At 50.1% G+C, this 18,415-nt stretch carries 19 protein-coding genes; 5 read left to right on the top strand and 14 right to left on the bottom strand.

What is annotated here, in order from left to right; translation table 11 throughout:
• Positions 1–98: 98 nt before the first annotated feature.
• Complete coding sequence (locus tag WHR59_RS17385; protein ID WP_075145027.1) at positions 99–677, bottom strand: helix-turn-helix transcriptional regulator; 579 nt, start codon at positions 675–677, stop codon at positions 99–101.
• Positions 678–1,292: 615 nt separating this feature from the next.
• Positions 1,293–2,456: a DnaJ family molecular chaperone gene (locus WHR59_RS17380; protein ID WP_338843328.1), complete on the bottom strand. Its 1,164-nt coding sequence runs from the start codon at positions 2,454–2,456 to the stop codon at positions 1,293–1,295.
• Between the two features lie 299 nt (positions 2,457–2,755).
• Here WHR59_RS17380 and WHR59_RS17375 point away from each other — a divergent pair, with 299 nt between their 5' ends.
• Together WHR59_RS17375 and pheP are read left to right on the top strand one after the other, a co-directional pair.
• On the top strand, positions 2,756–3,841 hold the full coding sequence (locus tag WHR59_RS17375; protein ID WP_213732212.1) for a YncE family protein: 1,086 nt from the start codon (positions 2,756–2,758) through the stop codon (positions 3,839–3,841).
• A gap of 146 nt (positions 3,842–3,987) precedes the next feature.
• Positions 3,988–5,382, top strand: a complete 1,395-nt coding sequence (gene pheP, locus WHR59_RS17370) for a phenylalanine transporter (protein WP_043015514.1) — start codon at positions 3,988–3,990, stop codon at positions 5,380–5,382.
• Between the two features lie 54 nt (positions 5,383–5,436).
• Here the strand turns inward: pheP and WHR59_RS17365 are convergent, their stop codons facing one another.
• The 4 genes from WHR59_RS17365 to WHR59_RS17350 all read right to left on the bottom strand — a co-directional run bounded on the left by WHR59_RS17365 (position 5,437) and on the right by WHR59_RS17350 (position 8,469).
• A complete protein-coding gene (locus WHR59_RS17365) occupies positions 5,437–6,681 on the bottom strand; it encodes a mechanosensitive ion channel family protein (RefSeq protein WP_043015515.1) in 1,245 nt (414 codons plus the stop codon).
• A 65-nt stretch (positions 6,682–6,746) separates the two neighbouring features.
• Entirely contained in the window at positions 6,747–7,400 is a 654-nt protein-coding gene (gene nfsB, locus WHR59_RS17360; protein ID WP_003831162.1) for an oxygen-insensitive NAD(P)H nitroreductase, read from the bottom strand.
• 119 nt (positions 7,401–7,519) lie between these two features.
• Positions 7,520–7,888: an MmcQ/YjbR family DNA-binding protein gene (locus WHR59_RS17355; RefSeq protein ID WP_043015516.1), complete on the bottom strand. Its 369-nt coding sequence runs from the start codon at positions 7,886–7,888 to the stop codon at positions 7,520–7,522.
• On the bottom strand, positions 7,888–8,469 hold the full coding sequence (locus tag WHR59_RS17350; protein ID WP_047412824.1) for a TetR/AcrR family transcriptional regulator: 582 nt from the start codon (positions 8,467–8,469) through the stop codon (positions 7,888–7,890). Before WHR59_RS17350 ends, WHR59_RS17355 begins: the two co-directional genes overlap by 1 nt.
• A gap of 190 nt (positions 8,470–8,659) precedes the next feature.
• Here WHR59_RS17350 and WHR59_RS17345 point away from each other — a divergent pair, with 190 nt between their 5' ends.
• Together WHR59_RS17345 and WHR59_RS17340 are read left to right on the top strand one after the other, a co-directional pair.
• Entirely contained in the window at positions 8,660–9,772 is a 1,113-nt protein-coding gene (locus tag WHR59_RS17345) for an MBL fold metallo-hydrolase (RefSeq protein WP_043015517.1), read from the top strand.
• A gap of 17 nt (positions 9,773–9,789) precedes the next feature.
• Positions 9,790–10,131 (top strand): RamA family antibiotic efflux transcriptional regulator, encoded by a 342-nt coding sequence (locus WHR59_RS17340; protein WP_003021996.1) that lies wholly within the window; start codon positions 9,790–9,792, stop codon positions 10,129–10,131.
• 21 nt (positions 10,132–10,152) lie between these two features.
• Here WHR59_RS17340 and WHR59_RS17335 read toward each other — a convergent pair whose 3' ends face one another.
• Entirely contained in the window at positions 10,153–10,401 is a 249-nt protein-coding gene (locus tag WHR59_RS17335; protein ID WP_047412821.1) for a DUF1158 family protein, read from the bottom strand.
• A gap of 67 nt (positions 10,402–10,468) precedes the next feature.
• On the bottom strand, positions 10,469–11,587 hold the full coding sequence (locus tag WHR59_RS17330; RefSeq protein WP_047412818.1) for a YbdK family carboxylate-amine ligase: 1,119 nt from the start codon (positions 11,585–11,587) through the stop codon (positions 10,469–10,471).
• Between the two features lie 144 nt (positions 11,588–11,731).
• On the opposite strand from WHR59_RS17330, the gene WHR59_RS17325 reads away from it, so the two are divergent.
• A complete protein-coding gene (locus tag WHR59_RS17325) occupies positions 11,732–12,436 on the top strand; it encodes a GNAT family N-acetyltransferase (RefSeq protein WP_087051590.1) in 705 nt (234 codons plus the stop codon).
• Positions 12,437–12,478: 42 nt separating this feature from the next.
• Here WHR59_RS17325 and WHR59_RS17320 read toward each other — a convergent pair whose 3' ends face one another.
• Genes WHR59_RS17320 through WHR59_RS17295 form a run of 6 tightly spaced genes read right to left on the bottom strand, consistent with a single transcriptional unit; the run spans position 12,479 to position 18,381 of the window.
• Positions 12,479–13,264, bottom strand: a complete 786-nt coding sequence (locus tag WHR59_RS17320) for an SDR family oxidoreductase (RefSeq protein WP_047412814.1) — start codon at positions 13,262–13,264, stop codon at positions 12,479–12,481.
• Between the two features lie 35 nt (positions 13,265–13,299).
• Positions 13,300–14,097 carry an SDR family oxidoreductase gene (locus WHR59_RS17315; RefSeq protein ID WP_003831170.1) on the bottom strand — a complete coding sequence of 266 codons (798 nt, stop codon included), beginning with the start codon at positions 14,095–14,097 and terminating at the stop codon, positions 13,300–13,302.
• Between the two features lie 53 nt (positions 14,098–14,150).
• Positions 14,151–15,218 (bottom strand): ABC transporter permease, encoded by a 1,068-nt coding sequence (locus WHR59_RS17310; RefSeq protein ID WP_043015522.1) that lies wholly within the window; start codon positions 15,216–15,218, stop codon positions 14,151–14,153.
• Between the two features lie 17 nt (positions 15,219–15,235).
• A complete protein-coding gene (locus WHR59_RS17305; protein WP_047412811.1) occupies positions 15,236–16,780 on the bottom strand; it encodes a sugar ABC transporter ATP-binding protein in 1,545 nt (514 codons plus the stop codon).
• A 1-nt stretch (position 16,781) separates the two neighbouring features.
• Positions 16,782–17,402 (bottom strand): DUF2291 family protein, encoded by a 621-nt coding sequence (locus tag WHR59_RS17300; RefSeq protein WP_181230658.1) that lies wholly within the window; start codon positions 17,400–17,402, stop codon positions 16,782–16,784.
• Between the two features lie 43 nt (positions 17,403–17,445).
• Positions 17,446–18,381 (bottom strand): D-ribose ABC transporter substrate-binding protein, encoded by a 936-nt coding sequence (locus WHR59_RS17295; RefSeq protein ID WP_043015525.1) that lies wholly within the window; start codon positions 18,379–18,381, stop codon positions 17,446–17,448.
• Between the last annotated feature and the right edge of the window lie 34 nt (positions 18,382–18,415).

The raw sequence follows: 18,415 nt of genomic DNA, 5'->3' as shown, positions 1-18,415 counted from the left end.
AAAATAGGGTTCCCTTCCGTGCGATGCGGAATTTAAAATTTGAGTAGAAAGAAAACCTTTTAAATGGTAAGCGTGATAATTGTCCTTAAATAAGTCAGTTATGGCTGGCTATAGTGGGAAATGGTGTACTTGAGTCGCGAGTTATTTTTGCCGAGTTTTCTGGCAATGTTGCTTTTGTACGCCCCGATGGTTTTTTCACTTTTTTGTGATGCTCCGGCGATTTGCGTCAGTGACCAACCCCGGGCCAGCATCATCATTACGCTGAATTCGTTTGCTGTAATTTTATTTTGTAGTTCTTTGTTATTGCTTGGTTTTTTGTTTTGTGTAATACGCGTTACGGCATGCAGTAACCGATCAAGGCTGGCGTCTTGATCGAGAAACAGCATGTTCTTCCCGCAAACGGTTTGAAAAATAGAAAAAGTAGCTTCATCTGCCAATACAATGATTCTTGTGGCAGGGCGTAAAGCCATGTTGCGGATAATCCTGGCATATTTTAAAAAATCTGTGTTGTCAGGATTAATAATGATGCAATCCGTTTCATAAGGGATTATGTTGACGGCAGAAAGCGTCTGAGAGGAGTAATACGCGATATCAATATATAATGATGAACCACGTAGGATTTCTCGCATGCCTAGCCAGGGGTAAATTGAGTCACCCAAAAAAATAGCCTTAGACATAACGATCTCCTTGAAATTTTGATGCAGGCGACCGCCTCTTTTTTTAAGAAGAAAAAGAGTTTCTTGCGACGCATGAAATGTTAATTAAATCTCGTATAACGTTCTCTGGTGTGAACGCATCCTTATTTATTACAGATTCCACAGATATTTCTGTATTAATTCGAATCATTAACTATTCTTAAAGTAGATATTACACTTTGTTAAAATTTAAGATAAATCGTTTATTTCAGCTCTGCGTAAATGATTGATAGATTTCGCTTATGGATCACGCTAATAATGATTGAGTGATTTCTATAAAGACAGGGTATTCCTATTCATTGTGGAGGGGATTTATATGGAAAACTTTATATTTCATACAGATACCTGTTTTTCTTGATGAGATGATTGGTGACCAGGAGAATTCTTAATCAAGACCAGGACAAAGAGAAGGGGAGCCAGGGGGAAGAGAGAAATATCGCTCAATTTGCAGTTATCGACCTGAAATTAGAATTTTCAGGTCGATAATTCTTAGTGGTGTTAAGTTTTTAGGGAATTATCCTATTTTGGGCTTTTTGTGCTTAATTTTAAAATCTCACCTGAAGAGGTTATTTTTTCTGATTGCATTGCTGATAGCGCTTAGCCCGCCAACAGCTCCTGTTCAACCTGATGCACCTGTTGTTCCAGGGTATTGCGGATTTCCGTAAGCGCCCGTTGTTGATCGCAGAAGTAGGCCTCTTTATCTGTGACGGAGGTGGCAAGCCGCCAGGCGTTCTCAGCTTCCAGTTCGGTAATTTCTTTGAGCAGCGCGTTAATTTGTTCTCTGAGCTGCTGGATTTTGCTGCGTAAATGCTGCAGATCGTTCAATCGGTCACTCGCCATCATCGGTTCGAGGCCACTTTGTAATTGAGTCAGTAGCGCCCGAACGGCGGCAAGATCGGCATTTTGGCGCGCCTGGTTAAGCTGAACCATCATCTGATGCGCTTTCTCTTTCAGACAATCTGCCACCACATCCGGATGACAAAGACGGCTGGCCTGGCGCCACAGGCGTTTTAACTCATTACGTTCATCAGATGAAAGTCGCTGGTCACGGTTAAAACGATGCTGCTGCTCCTGAAATTCATCATATTCATGGCTGGCCTCTTCCTGTGCCTGGCGGGTTGCGCTGTCGTCCTGGCGAGAAAAGTCGTTTTCCAACTCACGAATCTCCGCCAGCAGGGCGGTAATCAGCTCCGTTTGTTGCTGAATACGTTGGCGTGTTTCCACCGATTCGCGCGAATCTGAATTAAGGTTCATCCAGTGCTGCTTGAGCCTGGCAAGTTGATCAACAGCCTGGGAAATATAGTGCTGACAGGACTGATAGTCTTTTTCCCGACGTTTTCGCTCCGCTTCCTGTTTACGCTGGGCGCTGGCGGCGAGCTGTTTACGTAACTCGAGGATACGGCTCATTAGCGGTCCAAGGCGAAGATGATACAGATCGTTGAAATCATCGAGGATTTGAATGCGCGTGTTGCGCTTATCGATCAGGTCACGCAGCTGTGTTTCGAGCGCTTTGAGTTCCAGTTTACTGGCGGCAATGGCGGGATCCTGCCACGTAGAGACTGCCCGTTGAGATTGCAGCCAGGCTGAGATTTCACGCAGGGCATCACTAAAGCGTCGTTCTTCGATCGCCAGCACAATGGTGCCTGGCACGACGGATAAAGGCTCATTTTTCAGATGTTCTACCTGCTGGAAAATAATTTCCTCATCTTCCAGTTCAATAGCGCTTTTGACGATTTCCAGTCGTTTAATGATCTTATTCATGACAGTCGTTGCCTGGCCTGGCTCAAAAACGAGTGACTAAAACACAGCCGGTTCACCCGTTTGAAAATGTTAGAAAAACAGTAAAGCGCATTCTGTGGCCTGCGATGCCTTTTCGTCCAGAATAATTCACTGTAATTATGAAAAACCGGAAGTCGCACGCACCTGTTTGCATCTTCAAACCTCTGTTTCATGTTTTTTATTATCGGGTAATTATTCTTGATTCAAAAAAGATAATGCGTATAGTTCTCATTCTCTTTTGTCATTAACTCTCTGTATTACTTCTGGTAAGGATCCCGACAATGAAAAAAACAACATCTGCGTTGGCATTGCTGATTGCTGCGGCGTTAAGCGGTTGTGCGGCGCACTCCACGCCAGCCAGCAACGTCAGCGTTACGGAAAAAACAGCACAACCTGCCGTTACCGATGTACAGCAACGCGCGCTGGCGGATGGGTTATATGAAATGGCGCTTAGCCCGGCAGGGGATGCGTTGTACGTTGCCAGCGCCGAAGGATTTAAAGATGTGCAGGGCGGCGTGGTTTACAAGTTGGATCCGAAAACGCTTAAAACGCTTGGATTGAGTCATACCGATATGAAAAACTTTGGTATGGCTATCTCGCCGGACGGTAAAACGGTGTATGTCACCAACTCACTGGACGGTGGCCTGAGCGCGCTGAATACCGCTGACGGCAAGGTGAAAAATCGCGTATTGTTCCCGGAACGTAACCCAGAAGGTTTCCCGTATGGTGCCCGTCAGGTGCTGTTGCATAACGGTTTGCTCTATATTGGCGCCGTGGCGGATCCGGCGGTGATTTGGGTGGTTGATGCCGAAACCCTGAAGCTGAAAACCCGCATTAAAAACACGGGTAAATGGATGACCGGACTGCATTATTCAGCGGTGACGCAGCGAATTTATGCAGCTAACGGCGGCGGTGAAATTCTCGTCATCAACCCGCGTAACCAGCGTGTAGAAAAACGCTGGCAGCCGCTGGGCGATAAACCTGCGTTGCTGTTGAACATGGCGGAAGACCCGCAAACGGGTCGTCTGTTTGTCACCGACAACTCAAAAGCGAAAACCACTCTGGTTCTGGATATTCATACGGGTAACCTGCTGAAAAAACTGGATGTGGGTGATTCGCTGGCGGTGAAATTCAACGCAAAACGCAACGAAATCTATATTACGCAGCGTGATTCAGGGAAATTGCTCAGCCTGAATGCGACCGATTACAGCGTGAAGAAAAGTTGGGATTTACCCCCTAACCCAAACAGCCTGCTGCTCTCGGCGGATGGACAAACGCTGTTTGTGACGGTGAAGCAAAAATTTAATAAAGACCACTCTACGTCTGCGCCAGATAACGTGGTACGTATTGACTTGAATAAACAATAACAACTCGCCTTCTTTTTATTGTTTTTCTCCCGAGCCTCGGTGCGTTGGGCAAGGAAGCCCGGCGCATCCAATCGATTGCGCCTTGCGACAACCAGGTTGAAATGTTAAAAGAAGCCCCTTCAATAAAAACGACACAGGGGAAGGGCGTGAAAAACGCGTCAACTGCATCTGACACCAGCGTGTCTGATGCCGCGTCGACGAACGAGCCGACGCTTCAACGAGGGTTGCAAAACCGCCATATTCAGTTAATTGCGCTGGGCGGTGCAATTGGTACGGGCCTGTTTTTGGGCATTGGTCCGGCTATTCAGATGGCGGGACCTGCGGTGTTACTGGGTTACGGCGTTGCCGGGATCATCGCTTTTCTGATTATGCGTCAACTGGGCGAAATGGTAGTGGAAGAACCCGTTTCCGGATCCTTCGCTCATTTTGCCTATAAATATTGGGGACCGTTCGCGGGTTTTCTGTCCGGCTGGAACTACTGGGTGATGTTTGTGCTGGTCGGTATGGCGGAACTTACAGCGGCCGGGATCTATATGCAGTACTGGTTGCCCGATGTCCCGACCTGGATTTGGGCCGCGGCATTTTTCGTGATCATCAATGCCGTCAACCTGGTCAACGTACGTCTGTATGGCGAAACGGAATTCTGGTTCGCGCTGATTAAAGTGCTGGCCATTATCGGCATGATTGGTTTTGGCGTGTGGATGCTGTTTTCCGGTAACGGCGGGGAACATGCAAGCATCGATAACCTGTGGCGTTACAACGGCTTTTTTGCTACCGGCTGGAACGGATTAATTCTGTCGCTGGCGGTGATTATGTTCTCCTTTGGCGGACTGGAGCTTATCGGGATTACTGCCGCAGAAGCGCAGGACCCGCAGAAAAGCATTCCAAAGGCGGTAAACCAGGTGGTGTACCGTATTCTGCTGTTTTACATCGGTTCTCTGGTGGTGCTGTTAGCGCTCTACCCGTGGGTAGAGGTGAAATCCAACAGCAGCCCGTTCGTGATGATTTTCCATAATCTTGACAGCAACGTGGTGGCTTCTGCGCTGAACTTTGTCATTCTTGTGGCTTCGCTGTCGGTGTATAACAGTGGTGTTTACTCTAACAGTCGTATGCTATTTGGTCTCTCGGTTCAGGGGAACGCGCCGAAGTTCTTAACCCGCGTCAGCCGTCGTGGCGTACCGGTGAACTCACTGATCCTCTCCGGCGCTATTACGTCACTGGTGGTCCTGATCAACTATGTTCTGCCGCAAAAGGCCTTTAGCCTGCTGATGGCGCTGGTGGTGGCGACGTTACTGCTGAACTGGATTATGATCTGCCTGGCGCATCTGCGGTTCCGGGCGGCGATGCGACGTAAGGGACGTGACACGCAGTTTAAAGCACTGCTGTACCCGGCAGGGAACTACCTGTGTATTGCTTTCCTTGGCATGATTCTGGTGCTGATGTGTACGATGGATGAAATGCGCCTGTCAGCTATCCTGCTGCCGGTATGGATCCTGTTCCTGTTTGTTGCCTTCAAACTGTTGCGTCGTAAACCTCGCTAAGCTATGGCCGATCTCATATTAATAATGGGATCGGCCATTTTCTCTCTGTCCGGTTTATCGCTGAAACGCGCCAGACAGTGCGCGAATATCGTTTCCGGTAGGCGACTGATGAATGCGTAAACCAAACTCTTCGACCACGGCAAAGATATGGTCGAAGATATCAGCCTGAATACTTTCATATTCCAGCCAGACTACCGTATTAGTAAAGGCATAAATTTCGATCGGTAAACCGTGATCGTCCGGCGCAAGCTGGCGTACCATTAACGTCATATCTTTGCGAATACGTGGATGATGACGCAAATATTCGTTCAGATAAGCGCGGAAGGTGCCAATATTCGTCATCTGGCGGTGATTCAATACCGATTCAGGCGCATCTAATTGCTGATTCCACTCGTCAATTTCCTGGTGACGTGTTGTTAAATACGGTTTCAGCAGGTGGGCTTTATGCAGACGCTGGCGCTCATCCTCATCAAGAAAATGGATGCTGGTGGCATCGATGCTGATGCTGCGTTTTATTCTCCGCCCACCGGAAGCCGACATTCCACTCCAGTTTTTAAAAGAGTCTGAGACCAGTGACCAGGTTGGGATAGTGGTGATGGTGTTATCCCAGTTGCGCACTTTCACGGTGGTTAAGCCAATATCAATAACCGCGCCATCGGCACCATATTTCGGCATTTCCAGCCAGTCACCCAACTTCAACATATCGTTGGCTGAAAGTTGTATTCCGGCAACCAGTCCGAGGATTGGATCTTTAAACACCAGCATTAACACGGCGGCCATGGCGCCCAGACCGCTTATCAGTATTGCCGGTGACTGACCAATCAGCAGGGAAATCATCAATATTCCGACGAGAATTGCGCTGATGAGTTTGATGCCCTGGAATATGCCTTTTAGCGGTAATTGCGATGCGGCAGGGAGTTTTTGCGACAGATTGAGAATAACGTCCAGCAGGGAAAACAGGGACAGCAGGGCGTACATCATGATCCACAACTGAGCGCAGGTCACTAATATTTCTGCTGCTTCGCTGCCTTTCTGTAGCCAGAGTGCGGCCTGTATATTGACAATGATACCCTGCAGGGTGAATGCCAGCCGGTGAAATAACTTGTTCTGCGTGATGATTTGTAGCCACAGGCGGGAGCTGGCGCTGGCACGCTTTTCAAATGCGCGTAATACCACCCAGTGCAAAATAACGTGAACAATAATGGCGGTGATAAAAATAATGCCAAAAATCATCACCAATGAGGTGGTGTGATTTATTTCAATGCCGAGTTCTTCTACCTGAGATATCAATTCCTGCATAACGTCTCCTTAATAAACAGCGGTCTATGATGACCGCTGTGCGGAGCTTATGCAAATGCGGAGGATTAGACTTCCGTCAGCGTCGTTTCCAGCGGCAGACGAGATTTCGGCAGTGCGGCGTTGAAATCTTCTACGCTGTGATGACCCACCGGAACCACCACTACGCTGGTGAAACCTTTCTCTTTCAGGCCAAATTCTGCATCCATGACCGCTGAATCAAAGCCTTCGATCGGTACAGCATCCAGGCCCATAGCCGCAACGCCCAGCAGGAAGTTACCGACGTTGAGGTACACCTGTTTTGCCATCCAGTGGTTGTCATCCTTCAGCTCTTTGCGATGCATGTCGGCAAAGAAAGTACGGCCCTTATGGTTTGCGGCTTTAGCTTCAGGCGTAGCGAAACGACCATCGCTCTCTTCTTGATCCACCACGCGCTCCAGCCACGCATCGTCCATCGCCGTTTTGGCGCAAAACACCACAACGTGGGAAGCATCCAGCATTTTGCGTTCGTTGAATACAAAACCGCCGGCTGCGGATTTAGCTACACGCGCTTTACCTTCGTCAGTGCTGGCGACAATAAAGTGCCATGGCTGAGAGTTGGTGCTGGACGGGCTAAACTGCAGCAGCGTTTTTAATTTTTCGGCCTGCTCAGCGGTCAGTTTTTTATTCGGATCGAATGCCTTAGTGGAGTAACGTTTTAAGGCGACAGAAACAATATCCATAACTACTCCTGGTGATTTTTTATACCCTGCGGGTGCGTTTTGTTTCAGCAGGGTACAGGGTTAGCGGGAAAAAGATAAGACAGGAAAATGCAAAAACACTTATCGGGGTTAACGATAAATCAGCCTGGACGTAGACGTTTTTGATCCCGCTTCGCCAGACCGTCTACGACGCGGTGCCATGAATCATTCACCAGCTCTGCCAGTAATGACTCGGTAATGTCGTCGCCAGGGTAGACCGAGATCCAGTGTTTTTTATTCATGTGATAGCCGGGTTTAATGCTGGGGTAGATCTGCTGGTTTAACAGTGACTTTTGCGGGTCTGATTTCAGGTTAACCAGCGGGCGTCCGCGAAGCTCAGTGACCAGCATAAAAATTTTGCCGCCGACTTTGAAGACGTCGTATTCCGGGCCGAATGGCCAGCAGTGTTCGGTAAAAGGCTGTTCGAGCGCCAGGCGCTTCGCACAGGCATGCAGGGTCTGGCCGTCCATTATTTTTCCTCGCGGGTCAGTGCGCGCCACATGGCTTCAAACCCCATCGATATATAGTCTTTTGCGCGGGCCGTGTCGCGGGCGGCGAACTCCATGGTGGTCTCCGCCAGAGAAAGAAACAACGCATCGCCAAAGGCGCGATACTCGTCAGACATAAACTCGGGTCGTACGGAACGATGACAAAGATCGCGTAATTCCGGGAACATATCGTCAGCCTGTTGTTCTGTTTCTTTGCTGATTTTCTCGCTGACGGCCAACTGGCGAATCGTGCGATGCCCGCAGGTGTGGTTCAGGCCCCAGCTAATGTAGCTGTTCCAGATGTAGTGAGTCATGGTTTTGGCATCGGTCACTGAGCGATCCAGATTTGCCATCATCGACTGACAAAGATCTTGCTTCAAAAAGAGGTAAAGCTCGTTGATCAAATCATCTTTGGTCGCGAAATAGCGAAACAAGGTTCCCTCCGCAACCCCTGCATTGCGTGCTATCACGGCGGTAGAGGCCGCAATACCTGATTGTGCAAATGCTGTGGTTGCAGCTTCCAGTAATGCCAGTTTTTTGTCTTCACTCTTCGGACGAGCCACTACACTTTACCCTTAAGTCTGTAAAAAACATGATTGAATCACGGCCTTTGCTGCACCGCAACGGCGAATGTCAAAGATTGAAAATCATCTTGACGGCGAACTTTCGATTTCTATAATGAGTGCTTACTCACTCATAATCAAGAGTCAGTCGCGCAAACCAGCGGAAAGGGGGCGCGTTTAAGGTCAGGATATGAAGCGTCTCACAGTTTGTGTGGTTGTTATTATGCTTATTGCCGCAGCTGCAAGTTTACCGTTTGTACTCAATGCCGGGTTTGGTCAGGCACCGCAAGGGGCACAACTGAGTCAGGTTGAACAGTCACCACACTATCGTGATGGACAGTTTCATAACCAGGTGCCGACACCGGGCTATACCGGCAACAAAGGTATGCTGGCGGCCTGGTGGGAGTTTCTGGTTGCAAAGCGTGAAAATGCGCGTCCGGCGCAGCCGTTACCGCTGGTGGCGACCGATCTCGCCGGGCTTGCGCCGCTGCAGGATACGCTGGTCTGGCTCGGCCACTCCTCGTGGTATTTACAGCTGGCGGGTCAGCGTATCTTGATTGATCCGGTGTTTAGCAATTATGCCGCACCGTTTTCATTCCTGAATAAAGCCTTCGCCGGAGATTATCCGTGGAGTGCGCAGACGATGCCGGAGATCGATCTACTCATCATCTCGCACGATCACTATGACCATCTGGATCTCGCCACTATCAAGGCGCTAATGCCGAAAATTAAGCGGGTGATTACGCCGCTCGGCGTCGGATCGCATCTGCGTTACTGGGGGATGCGCAGCGAGATAATCGAAGAGCGCGACTGGAATCAGTCTGTCAGAGTGACGGATTCGCTGATCGTTCATGTGCTGCCTGCTCGTCATTTCTCGGGACGCGGTATCAAGCGCAACCAAACGCTATGGGCGAGCTTCATGTTCGAAACGCCGGAGCAGAACGTTTATTACAGTGGCGATTCCGGCTATGGACCGCATTTCAAAGCCATTGGCGAGCAGTTTGGCTCGGTTGACCTGGCGATTATGGAGAACGGTCAGTATGACCAGGACTGGAAGTTTATTCACATGATGCCGGAAGAGACGGCACAGGCCGCGGCAGATTTGCATGCGAAAGCCGTGTTGCCAGGGCATGCCGGCCGTTTCGTTCTGGCGAAACATACCTGGGATGATCCTTACAAACGACTGGCGCTTGCCAGCCGTCATCAGGATTACCGCCTGCTGACGCCCATGCTGGGTGAACCGGTAGTACTGTCCGAACCGGACCAACCGTTTACGGCCTGGTGGCAACAGGCGACTCAATGAATACAGGGGAGAGCATGATGACGATTTCTGCTCAGGTAATTGATACGATTGTTGAATGGATTGATGATAATTTGAATCAGCCATTGCGCATTGATGATATTGCGCGCCATGCGGGATATTCCAAATGGCACCTGCAGCGTCTCTTTATGCAGTACAAAGGTGAAAGCCTCGGGCGTTACATCCGTGAGCGTAAGCTGCTGCTGGCGGCGCGCGATCTACGCGATACCGACCAGAAAGTGTACGACATTTGTTTGAAGTACGGATTTGATTCGCAGCAGACCTTTACGCGTATTTTCACCCGTACGTTCAGCCAGCCGCCGGGTGCTTATCGCAAAGAAAATCATAGCCGAACGCATTAACGACGAAGAGTTCTCGCGGGCCTAATCCGCCAGCGAGAACCAGCGCCGCCAGATGAAGCGCAACAGCAAATACTCAAGCACCCCCAGCAGTAAAAACCACAGGCAATACAGCAAAGTATAAAACTGGTTGAGATCCATCAGATGAAAGGTGGTGACGACCTTTTGCGCCAACAGCAGGCCAAGCGAGGGGGCGGGTAGCAGCAGGCAGGACAAAAAAGCCAGCAGCAGGATCCCTGCGACGGTCATCAGTGATTCAAGCGGATGTTTCATAGCATTGTTAAACTTGAGTTAAAAAGCCATTGTCCGGGATCTCTGCGGGCAACGCAAATTCCCACGCTTATAACCCTGCCCAAATCTCACAATGCTTTTTCACCAGACCACTCAACGACCCGCCGTCGGCGACGAAATCACGCATATTTTGTGCTTCATCATGACCATTTTTAACCTGCAGGCCTATAGCTTCAATCGCGCTGGCCGCGCCCACTTTATCTGCAGAGGTAGCGATATTCTCCAGTAGCCGCAATGTGTCATCTGACAAGCGGCAGCCGTCGCCGGTGTTGACGTCGGTGACGATTCCCGCCATACCAAAGCGGCAAGCCTGGAAACGGTTGAATTTATACAGCAGGTAATCACGCTCCTGGTGTTTGAACGGGCGTTTGGTGAGTAACCAGTGGGCGGTAGCCTGAATAAGCCCTGCCATATTGACTGCATGATCAAGGGTCAGCGGCGTATCCATTACCCGAACCTCTACTGTGCCAAAGTGCGGGCTGGGGCGGATATCCCAGTGTAAATCTTTAATGCTGTCAATCATGCTGGTGTAAGCCAGCCGACGGAATAGCCCCTCGAATTCCTGCCAGTTATTCACCCATGGCATCGGGCCATTATCGGGAAATCCGGAGAATATATTTAGTCGCGCGCAGGCAAACCGCGTGTCGGACGTCTGCATATAAGGTGAGGCGGCGGAGAGCGCAATAAAATGGGGAACAAACCGCGACAGCCCGTGCAGGAGATAAATGGCATCATCGCCGTTTGCGCAGCCGATATGCACATGCTGGCCGAACACCGTCGCCTGCTGGATAAGATAGCCAAAATTTTCCAGGTTGCGTCGATAGCGTTTGTCATCGCACACTTCCTGACGTTGCCATTTTTGAAATGGATGCGTACCACCACCACAGATGGCGAGGTGATGCTTTGCAGCAACCCGCGAGATTACCTGCTGCATGGCGGATAATTCAGCACTCGCCTGGTCGATATTGCGACAAACCCCGGTCGCCATCTCCAGCATACTTTCCGTGATATCGTGCTTTACTTCTCCGGCGGTAAGCAGCGGCTTTACGGCGTCAATCAACCGGGAAGAATCCTGGCTCAGGTCGTAGCCCGGAGGATTGACTACCTGCATTTCCAGCTCAATGCCTAACGTGAAAGGGTCAGAAACATGAAAATCGGGTAGTGGCATAGGGTTCTCTTCAGCGTTGATTGAATCCTTAGAGTATAGAAGCGCTGCTGATTTTCTGTTCGTTGTCAAAATCTTCTGGCGACGCTTTGAAGACGAAATGGCCGGTGTTATAACTATTTTTTACTTCGCAAAAGGGGTTGAAAGTTGCCGGAACTAAATCTTTATGGACAGACCGTCGGCGATGTTGTGCCGGGCTGGAATGGCGCCGCCGTGCTGCCACGGGAAACGCTTACAGGGCAATATTGTCGACTGGTTCCTCTGGATGCCGACAGCCATGCTGCCGATCTGTTTGATGCCTATGCGCAGGCACCGGACGATCGCGACTGGACCTGGCTTGCCAGCTCTCGCCCCACAAGCGTTGAGGCCGCAGCTTGCTGGGTTCAGGGGAAAGCTGCTGATGCATCTCTGGTTCCCTATGCCGTCATTGAGCAGCGTTCCGGACGTGCCGTTGGACTAGTGTGCTTTATGGCGATTGAACGAGAGCACGGTTCGGTCGAAATAGGTCATGTGACCTGGTCACCGCGCATGAAAAATACGGTACTCGGCACCGAAAGTATCTGGCTGCTGCTGCGCCAGGCGTTTGCGTTGGGCTATCGTCGCGTGGAGTGGAAATGTGATTCCCTGAACACGGCTTCCCGTCGGGCGGCTGAGCGCCTTGGGTTTATCTTCGAAGGACGCTTTCGCCAGAAGATTGTGCGCAAGGGGCGTAATCGCGACAGCGACTGGTTATCGATGATTGACGGCGAATGGCCCCAGTGTGACGCCGTGTTACAGCGCTGGCTGGCTGCCGACAACTTTGATGAAAACGGCCGGCAACGAAAAACGCTGGCTGCCTGTAGCGGAGAATAAATTAATGCCCGCAGCTAACCATGGCTGCGGGCGTAATGCTGTTTACCAACAGATAAATCCACCATCTACAACCAGGTCTACACCGGTGCAAAATGAAGCAGCATCGCTGGCCAGAAAGAGTGCCGGGCCCGCCATCTCTTCCACTTTTGCCATGCGCTGAATCGGCGTCTGGCTTTCAAACTCCCGCGTCTGATGAACCATTTCCGGTCGAGTGTTCATCGGCGTGGCGGTATATCCAGGGCTGATAGAATTCACGCGGATCCCTTTTCCAATCCACTCCATCGCCAGGCTTTTTGACAGATGAATGACTCCAGCCTTAGCGCTATTGTAATGGGCTTGTTCAAGACCTCGGTTAACAATAATTCCGGACATGGATGCGATGTTAATAATCGAGCCACCACCGGATTCCAGCATCAGTTCCGCTTCGGCTTTACAGGAATTCCACACGCCAGTGAGGTTAATGTCGATAACGCGTTGCCACTGCTCGCTTTCCATTTCCAGCGCTGGGTTGGCGTTGGCAATGCCTGCGGCATTGACCGCAATATCCAGACGACCAAAGCGTTCCTTCGCCAGGGCTACCGCGGCGCGAAGGTCGCTAAGCTGACGGACATCACCCGTATAGAGCGCAGCCTGGGCGCCAATAGCGGTAATAGTATCAACGGTCGTGTTCAGCCCGCCGTCTTCGCGCAAATCAAAACAGACTACGTGTGCGCCCGCGCTGGCGAGTGCGCAGGCGATAGTCTGACCGATGCCGCTGCCTGCGCCAGTAACAAAAGCGACGCGCCCCTCAAGATTAAACAGTTGTTGAGCAAAATCTTTTGCAATCATAGTGATGACTCTCTTAACAGATACCCTGGCGGGCATTAAGACATAATCAGGCCGCCATCGATGTTGATGGTTTGTCCGGTGAGATAACGCGCATCGTCAGAGGCGAGAAAAGCGACCAGCCCGGCGACATCTTCAGGTTTGCCCGCGCGTTTCATTGGGATGCCTTTAACCCATTCAGCCATCAGTTCACCTTTGCCATAGCGTTTTTCATCTGTACTGAGAATCTCGCCCCAGACACGATCGTTGTAATCCCACATTTCGCTTTCGATTATCCCCGGGCAAAAGGCGTTGACGGTGATATTCCATGGCGCTAACTCATGGGCCAGACTTTGCGTAATGCCAATTACGCCCATCTTGCTGGCGGCGTAGTGTGGGGTATAGATGAAACCCTGACGTCCCTGACCGGAAGAGGTATTAATCAGGCAGCCCTGGTTTTGCTTAACCATATATTTTGCGGCTTCCCGGCAGCAGAGCCATACGCCAGTGGTATTTACGGCGAGGACTTTTTCGAAATCTGCTTTCGGCATGCGGTCGAAATAGTCGATGGTGATAACACCCGCGTTTTGAATTGAGACATCAATGGTGCCAAAGCGCGCTGCGGCCTGCTCGTACAGAGATTGCACCTGCGCTTCATTGGTGACATCCACCTGCAAAGATAAAATATCTGCCTGATAGCGCTGACGAAGCTGTTCCGCTGTTTCGTGGACGCGCTCTGCATTAGATACCATCACCAGATTTGCGCCGTCGCGGGCAAAACGTTCGGCGATACCTGCGCCAATCCCTCGACAAGCACCAGTGATGACAATTGTCTTACCATGAAAATCACGTTGCATATTTTTATCCCCTGTATGGGCCGGGCAAAAGATGCCCGGCGGAATGTTGCTGCTTAACTGGATACGGTATTTACTGAGGGTGCTGCCGCCAGCTTTTCGTCGTGGCGACGCATCAGAATGACTTTGTTCTGCAGCTTTTGCTGGAACTGATCGACAACAACGGCGGTGACGATAACCACACCTTTGATGACCATTTGCCAGAAGTCGCTGACGCCCATCATCACCATGCCATCGGCGAGGAAGACAATTACGAAGGCACCGATAATGGAGCCGGAGACACGTCCACGTCCTCCCGCGAGGGCAGTTCCACCCAGCACAGTTGCGCCAATGGCATCCATCTCAAACATGTTGCCGGTCATCGGATGTGCTGTTTGCAGTTGTGAAGCCACAATCAGCCCAACAAAAGCGGCACACAGACCGGAGAAGGCGTAGACAAAGATCTTCGCTTTTACGATAGGGACACCCGCCAGACGTGCGGCGGATTCGTTCCCTCCAATCGCGTAGATGTAGCGGCCTAATGGGGTTTTGGTGGTTACCCAGTAGCCCAGCAGCAGGAAGGCAATCATCAGCCAGATAGGGAGATAAATCCCCAACAAAGTACCTGACCCCAGCGTGGCAAAACCGGTATTGCCCAGCGCGTCCATGCCGTTCAGATTTGGGTAAGTGCTGCCGTCGTTAAACAGAAGAGCAGACCCTCTGGCAACGTACATCATGCCGAGCGTACAGATAAACGGTGCAACGCCGAAACGGGTGATGACGGCACCGTTGACAAAACCAACGACAACGCCGAAGAGGGCAACACAGATTATGACCTCTGGTACGTTGAAGAAGATGATATTGCCACCCCAGATGGGCAGACCGTTGGTAAGCAAGGCGCCTGCAACCATGCCGCAAATACCCGCTACCGCCCCGACGGACAGATCGATACCGCCAGTCAGTATCACCAGCGTCATACCAATTGCCAGTAAGCCTGTGATGGCGACGTGCTGGGTCATGATCAACAGGTTAGAGGTGGTCAGGAAATTAGGTACCATCACGCTAAAGAATGCGATAACCAGCAGCAGTGCGATAAACGTTCTGGCCTTCAGCAGGTACATATAAATCATATATTTCTGGTTCATGATGGATTCCAGCCTGATTAATCTTGAGGTGTAGAAGCCGCGATTAATGCCTCGCGGGTGACCGCATGACGGGGGACATCAGCGGTGATTCGGCCATCGGCCATCACCAGAATACGGTCCGCCAGCGCCATCACTTCGTCCAGCTCTGATGAAGAGAACATCACCGCCAGCCCTTGCTGCGCCATTTTGCCAATAAGGTGATACACATCGGTTTTCGCGCCCACATCAATGCCTCGGGTAGGTTCGTCAAGGAAAACCACCTGCGGTTGCGTCATCAATGCCTTACCCAGCACCACTTTTTGCTGATTACCGCCGCTTAATGAGGTGATAGGCAATTCGGGATCGCTCACTTTGATAGCCAGTTGCTGGATCATTGCCTTCACACTGGCCTGCTCTTTGTGCGGGTTCAGCCATTTCCAGGCACGGCGAAAGCCTTGCAGGCTGAAGTCAGACAGCGTCATGTTGGACTGAATCGACATCATCTGAACAACGCCTTCACCTTGTCGGTCCTCAGGCACCAGCGCCAGCCCCTTTTTAAGACGTGACTGAAAATGGGCTTTATCAATGCATTCGCCGTTAAGCTGCACGCTCCCACTCTGGCAGGGCATGAGTCCCACCAGTCCTTTGAACAGTTCAGTTCGTCCTGCGCCCAGCAGACCATAGATTCCGATGACTTCGCCTTTACTGAGGCTAAACGTCACGTCATTAAGCTTATAGCCGCCGCTCGGATGAAGGGCTGTGAGACCCTGTACGGATAGAACCGTTTCACCTTTTGGTGCGGGTTGATAATCAAAATGTTTTTTCTTATCACCCACCATTTGTTCAATGATCCACGGAATACTGGCATCATTGACTGGACGTTCACTGATAAAACGGCCGTCGCGGAAAATCGTGATGTAATCGCCAATTTCCATCAACTCTTCCAGACGGTGGGATATATAGATGATGGTGACGCCGCGTCGCTTGAGTTGCTCAATGACGTTAAACAACACTTTCACCTCAGACTGGCTGAGGGCGGAGGTCGGTTCATCCATGATTAAAACACGGGTATCTTTGGAGAGCGCACGCGCAATCTCGACCAGTTGCTGATGACCGATCCCTAGTTCTTCCAGTGGCGTATACGGATCAACATCCAGTTCGAGTCTTTCCAGTAAGGATTTTGCCAGAGCGTATTGGTATTTTTCGTTGATTTTCCCTTTCTGAAAAAACTCGTTTGCCATGAAAATATTATCCATGACATTCATGTTTGGGAATAAATTCAACTCCTGAAAAATAATACTGATACCCAGTTTTTCGGCCTGATGGGTCGAATTTAATGTAACGGGTGTGCCATCCATAATAATGTGCCCGGAAGAAGGGCTTTCGACACCAGCAAGCATTTTCATCATGGTGGACTTACCCGCACCATTTTCTCCGATCAGCACGTTTACTTTATTCCGATATACCCGATAGTTGACGCTATCTAACGCCACTACCCCAGGGTAAACACGCGATAAATCGTGTGTTTCGATAATAACTTCAGATTCGACGGAATGAGGAGTGACGATATCTTGCTGCTGCATGTTATTGTCCTCCTACAGATTCAATTTTCGCTGGTGTAATATCCGGGATGGATCCTGGAATCTCCCACTCAGAGAAAACACCATAAACGTGTACTGACTCGCCGGTTTTAAGTTGCGCAGATTGGATCATCTTTATTGCTTGTTCGTTAATTCCCCGACCATATTCACCAAATAATACCTGGTCATTGAAATCACTATAACTTGCGCCTTTAAAGGCATCGCGTAATTGTGTGCCGCGTAGCGTCGGACCAATCTGTACAATAATGTTGTTGCCGCTTTTATCGGCGATAGTCATTTTCCCATTGCGAGAGGCGGTATCCAGAGTGCTAATTTTTCCCTCAACTTTTACGTAAAAGATGCAGGGATTCTCTTCCTGGGAACGATAGCCGAGGTTTTTACAGGCGCTATCAAAATCTTTTTCAGCTTGCAAGGCCATCAGTAAATCAGCCACCGGACGAGCCTGCCCGACAATTTGCGGGACAATTTTGTTTTGCCACGTTTGATCTATATTGGCCATGTGCGGATTCGGTGGCGACTTGAGGTCCGCAAGTTCCTGCTGCGAGACGATGCGGCATCCTCCCACGGTCAACACGACCAGCGCAAGCCAGGCTTTTTTAGACATAATATTCTCCTCTGCGCCTCCTGAGAGGCGCAACAACCCGGGATCAGGACTTGATATTGAAATCCTGTACTTTATCTGCGTTTTCTTTAGTGATAAGAATTCCGCGGAACATGACGCGTTGTTTTTCTGGTTTTATGCCTTTTTGCAGGTAGTTATCGAGATCGGTAACCCCTTGTGCTGCGATAGCCTGTGCCTGGAGCATGACGGTTGCCTGTAGAGTGCCAGCCTTCACCGCATCACGTTCGTCGTTGCTGCCGTCGATACCGACCACGACCACGTCGCTGCGGTTCGCCGCTTTTAATGCAGCAATAGCGCCCAGTGCTACTGGACCGTTACCGCAGATAATACCTTTCACGTCCGGGTGAGCTTGTAGGATGCTGTCCATAATACGTTTACCGTCGATAAGCGTACCTTTGGCATCCTGTCTGGCAACACTAACCATATCCGGGAACTGATCGATAACCTGGTGGAAGGATTTGGAGCGCGTAACACAATTATTATCGGCAAGGTTACACGTCAGTTCAGCATATTTACCTTTTTCGCCCATCTTCTCGACGAAAATATTTGCAACTTCGGAACCCGCCTGGAAGTTATTGTGGGTAATTTGCACCAGTGCAACATCATCAACGGGAATTTCACGGTTGATTAATATGACGGGAATTCCAGCTTTTTTCGCTTTTTCAATTGCCGCGACGCTGGCCGTTGAATCTGCATTATCCAGAACGATACCCTGGACTTTTTTGCCGATTGCCGTATCAATCAATTCATTCTGTTTTTTCACATCTTCACTGTGCGACAAAATTGTGGTTTTGTAGCCCAGTTCCTGGGCTTTTTCACTGGCACCTTTTGCTTCTGAGGCGTAATACGGATTATCCAGTGAATTCACCATAATCATGATTGTCCCTTTTTCCGCTGCATGAGCAGTAAAAGACAAAGCAGTCAGGGTTGCAGCAGTTAACAGCGTTAAACGTAATTTCATGACAATGTTCTCTCTGTGTTGTTATTGTCGGGTA

Origin of the sequence: Citrobacter europaeus, assembly GCF_037482245.1 — a bacterium.
In the GTDB taxonomy this organism is placed as follows: Bacteria; Pseudomonadota; Gammaproteobacteria; order Enterobacterales; family Enterobacteriaceae; genus Citrobacter; species Citrobacter europaeus.
This window is presented reverse-complemented; position numbering and strand designations above follow the sequence as displayed.

Bases quoted from the DNA above. Each gene is read 5' to 3' on its own strand.
- WHR59_RS17385 (WP_075145027.1), bottom strand. From the start codon at position 677: ATGTCTAAGGCTATTTTTTTGGGTGACTCAATTTACCCCTGGCTAGGC.
- WHR59_RS17380 (WP_338843328.1), bottom strand. From the start codon at position 2,456: ATGAATAAGATCATTAAACGACTGGAAATCGTCAAAAGCGCTATTGAA.
- WHR59_RS17375 (WP_213732212.1), top strand. From the start codon at position 2,756: ATGAAAAAAACAACATCTGCGTTGGCATTGCTGATTGCTGCGGCGTTA.
- WHR59_RS17365 (WP_043015515.1), bottom strand. From the start codon at position 6,681: ATGCAGGAATTGATATCTCAGGTAGAAGAACTCGGCATTGAAATAAAT.
- nfsB (WP_003831162.1), bottom strand. From the start codon at position 7,400: ATGGATATTGTTTCTGTCGCCTTAAAACGTTACTCCACTAAGGCATTC.
- WHR59_RS17355 (WP_043015516.1), bottom strand. From the start codon at position 7,888: ATGGACGGCCAGACCCTGCATGCCTGTGCGAAGCGCCTGGCGCTCGAA.
- WHR59_RS17345 (WP_043015517.1), top strand. From the start codon at position 8,660: ATGAAGCGTCTCACAGTTTGTGTGGTTGTTATTATGCTTATTGCCGCA.
- WHR59_RS17340 (WP_003021996.1), top strand. From the start codon at position 9,790: ATGACGATTTCTGCTCAGGTAATTGATACGATTGTTGAATGGATTGAT.
- WHR59_RS17335 (WP_047412821.1), bottom strand. From the start codon at position 10,401: ATGAAACATCCGCTTGAATCACTGATGACCGTCGCAGGGATCCTGCTG.
- WHR59_RS17330 (WP_047412818.1), bottom strand. From the start codon at position 11,587: ATGCCACTACCCGATTTTCATGTTTCTGACCCTTTCACGTTAGGCATT.
- WHR59_RS17320 (WP_047412814.1), bottom strand. From the start codon at position 13,264: ATGATTGCAAAAGATTTTGCTCAACAACTGTTTAATCTTGAGGGGCGC.
- WHR59_RS17315 (WP_003831170.1), bottom strand. From the start codon at position 14,097: ATGCAACGTGATTTTCATGGTAAGACAATTGTCATCACTGGTGCTTGT.
- WHR59_RS17310 (WP_043015522.1), bottom strand. From the start codon at position 15,218: ATGAACCAGAAATATATGATTTATATGTACCTGCTGAAGGCCAGAACG.
- WHR59_RS17305 (WP_047412811.1), bottom strand. From the start codon at position 16,780: ATGCAGCAGCAAGATATCGTCACTCCTCATTCCGTCGAATCTGAAGTT.
- WHR59_RS17300 (WP_181230658.1), bottom strand. From the start codon at position 17,402: ATGTCTAAAAAAGCCTGGCTTGCGCTGGTCGTGTTGACCGTGGGAGGA.
- WHR59_RS17295 (WP_043015525.1), bottom strand. From the start codon at position 18,381: ATGAAATTACGTTTAACGCTGTTAACTGCTGCAACCCTGACTGCTTTG.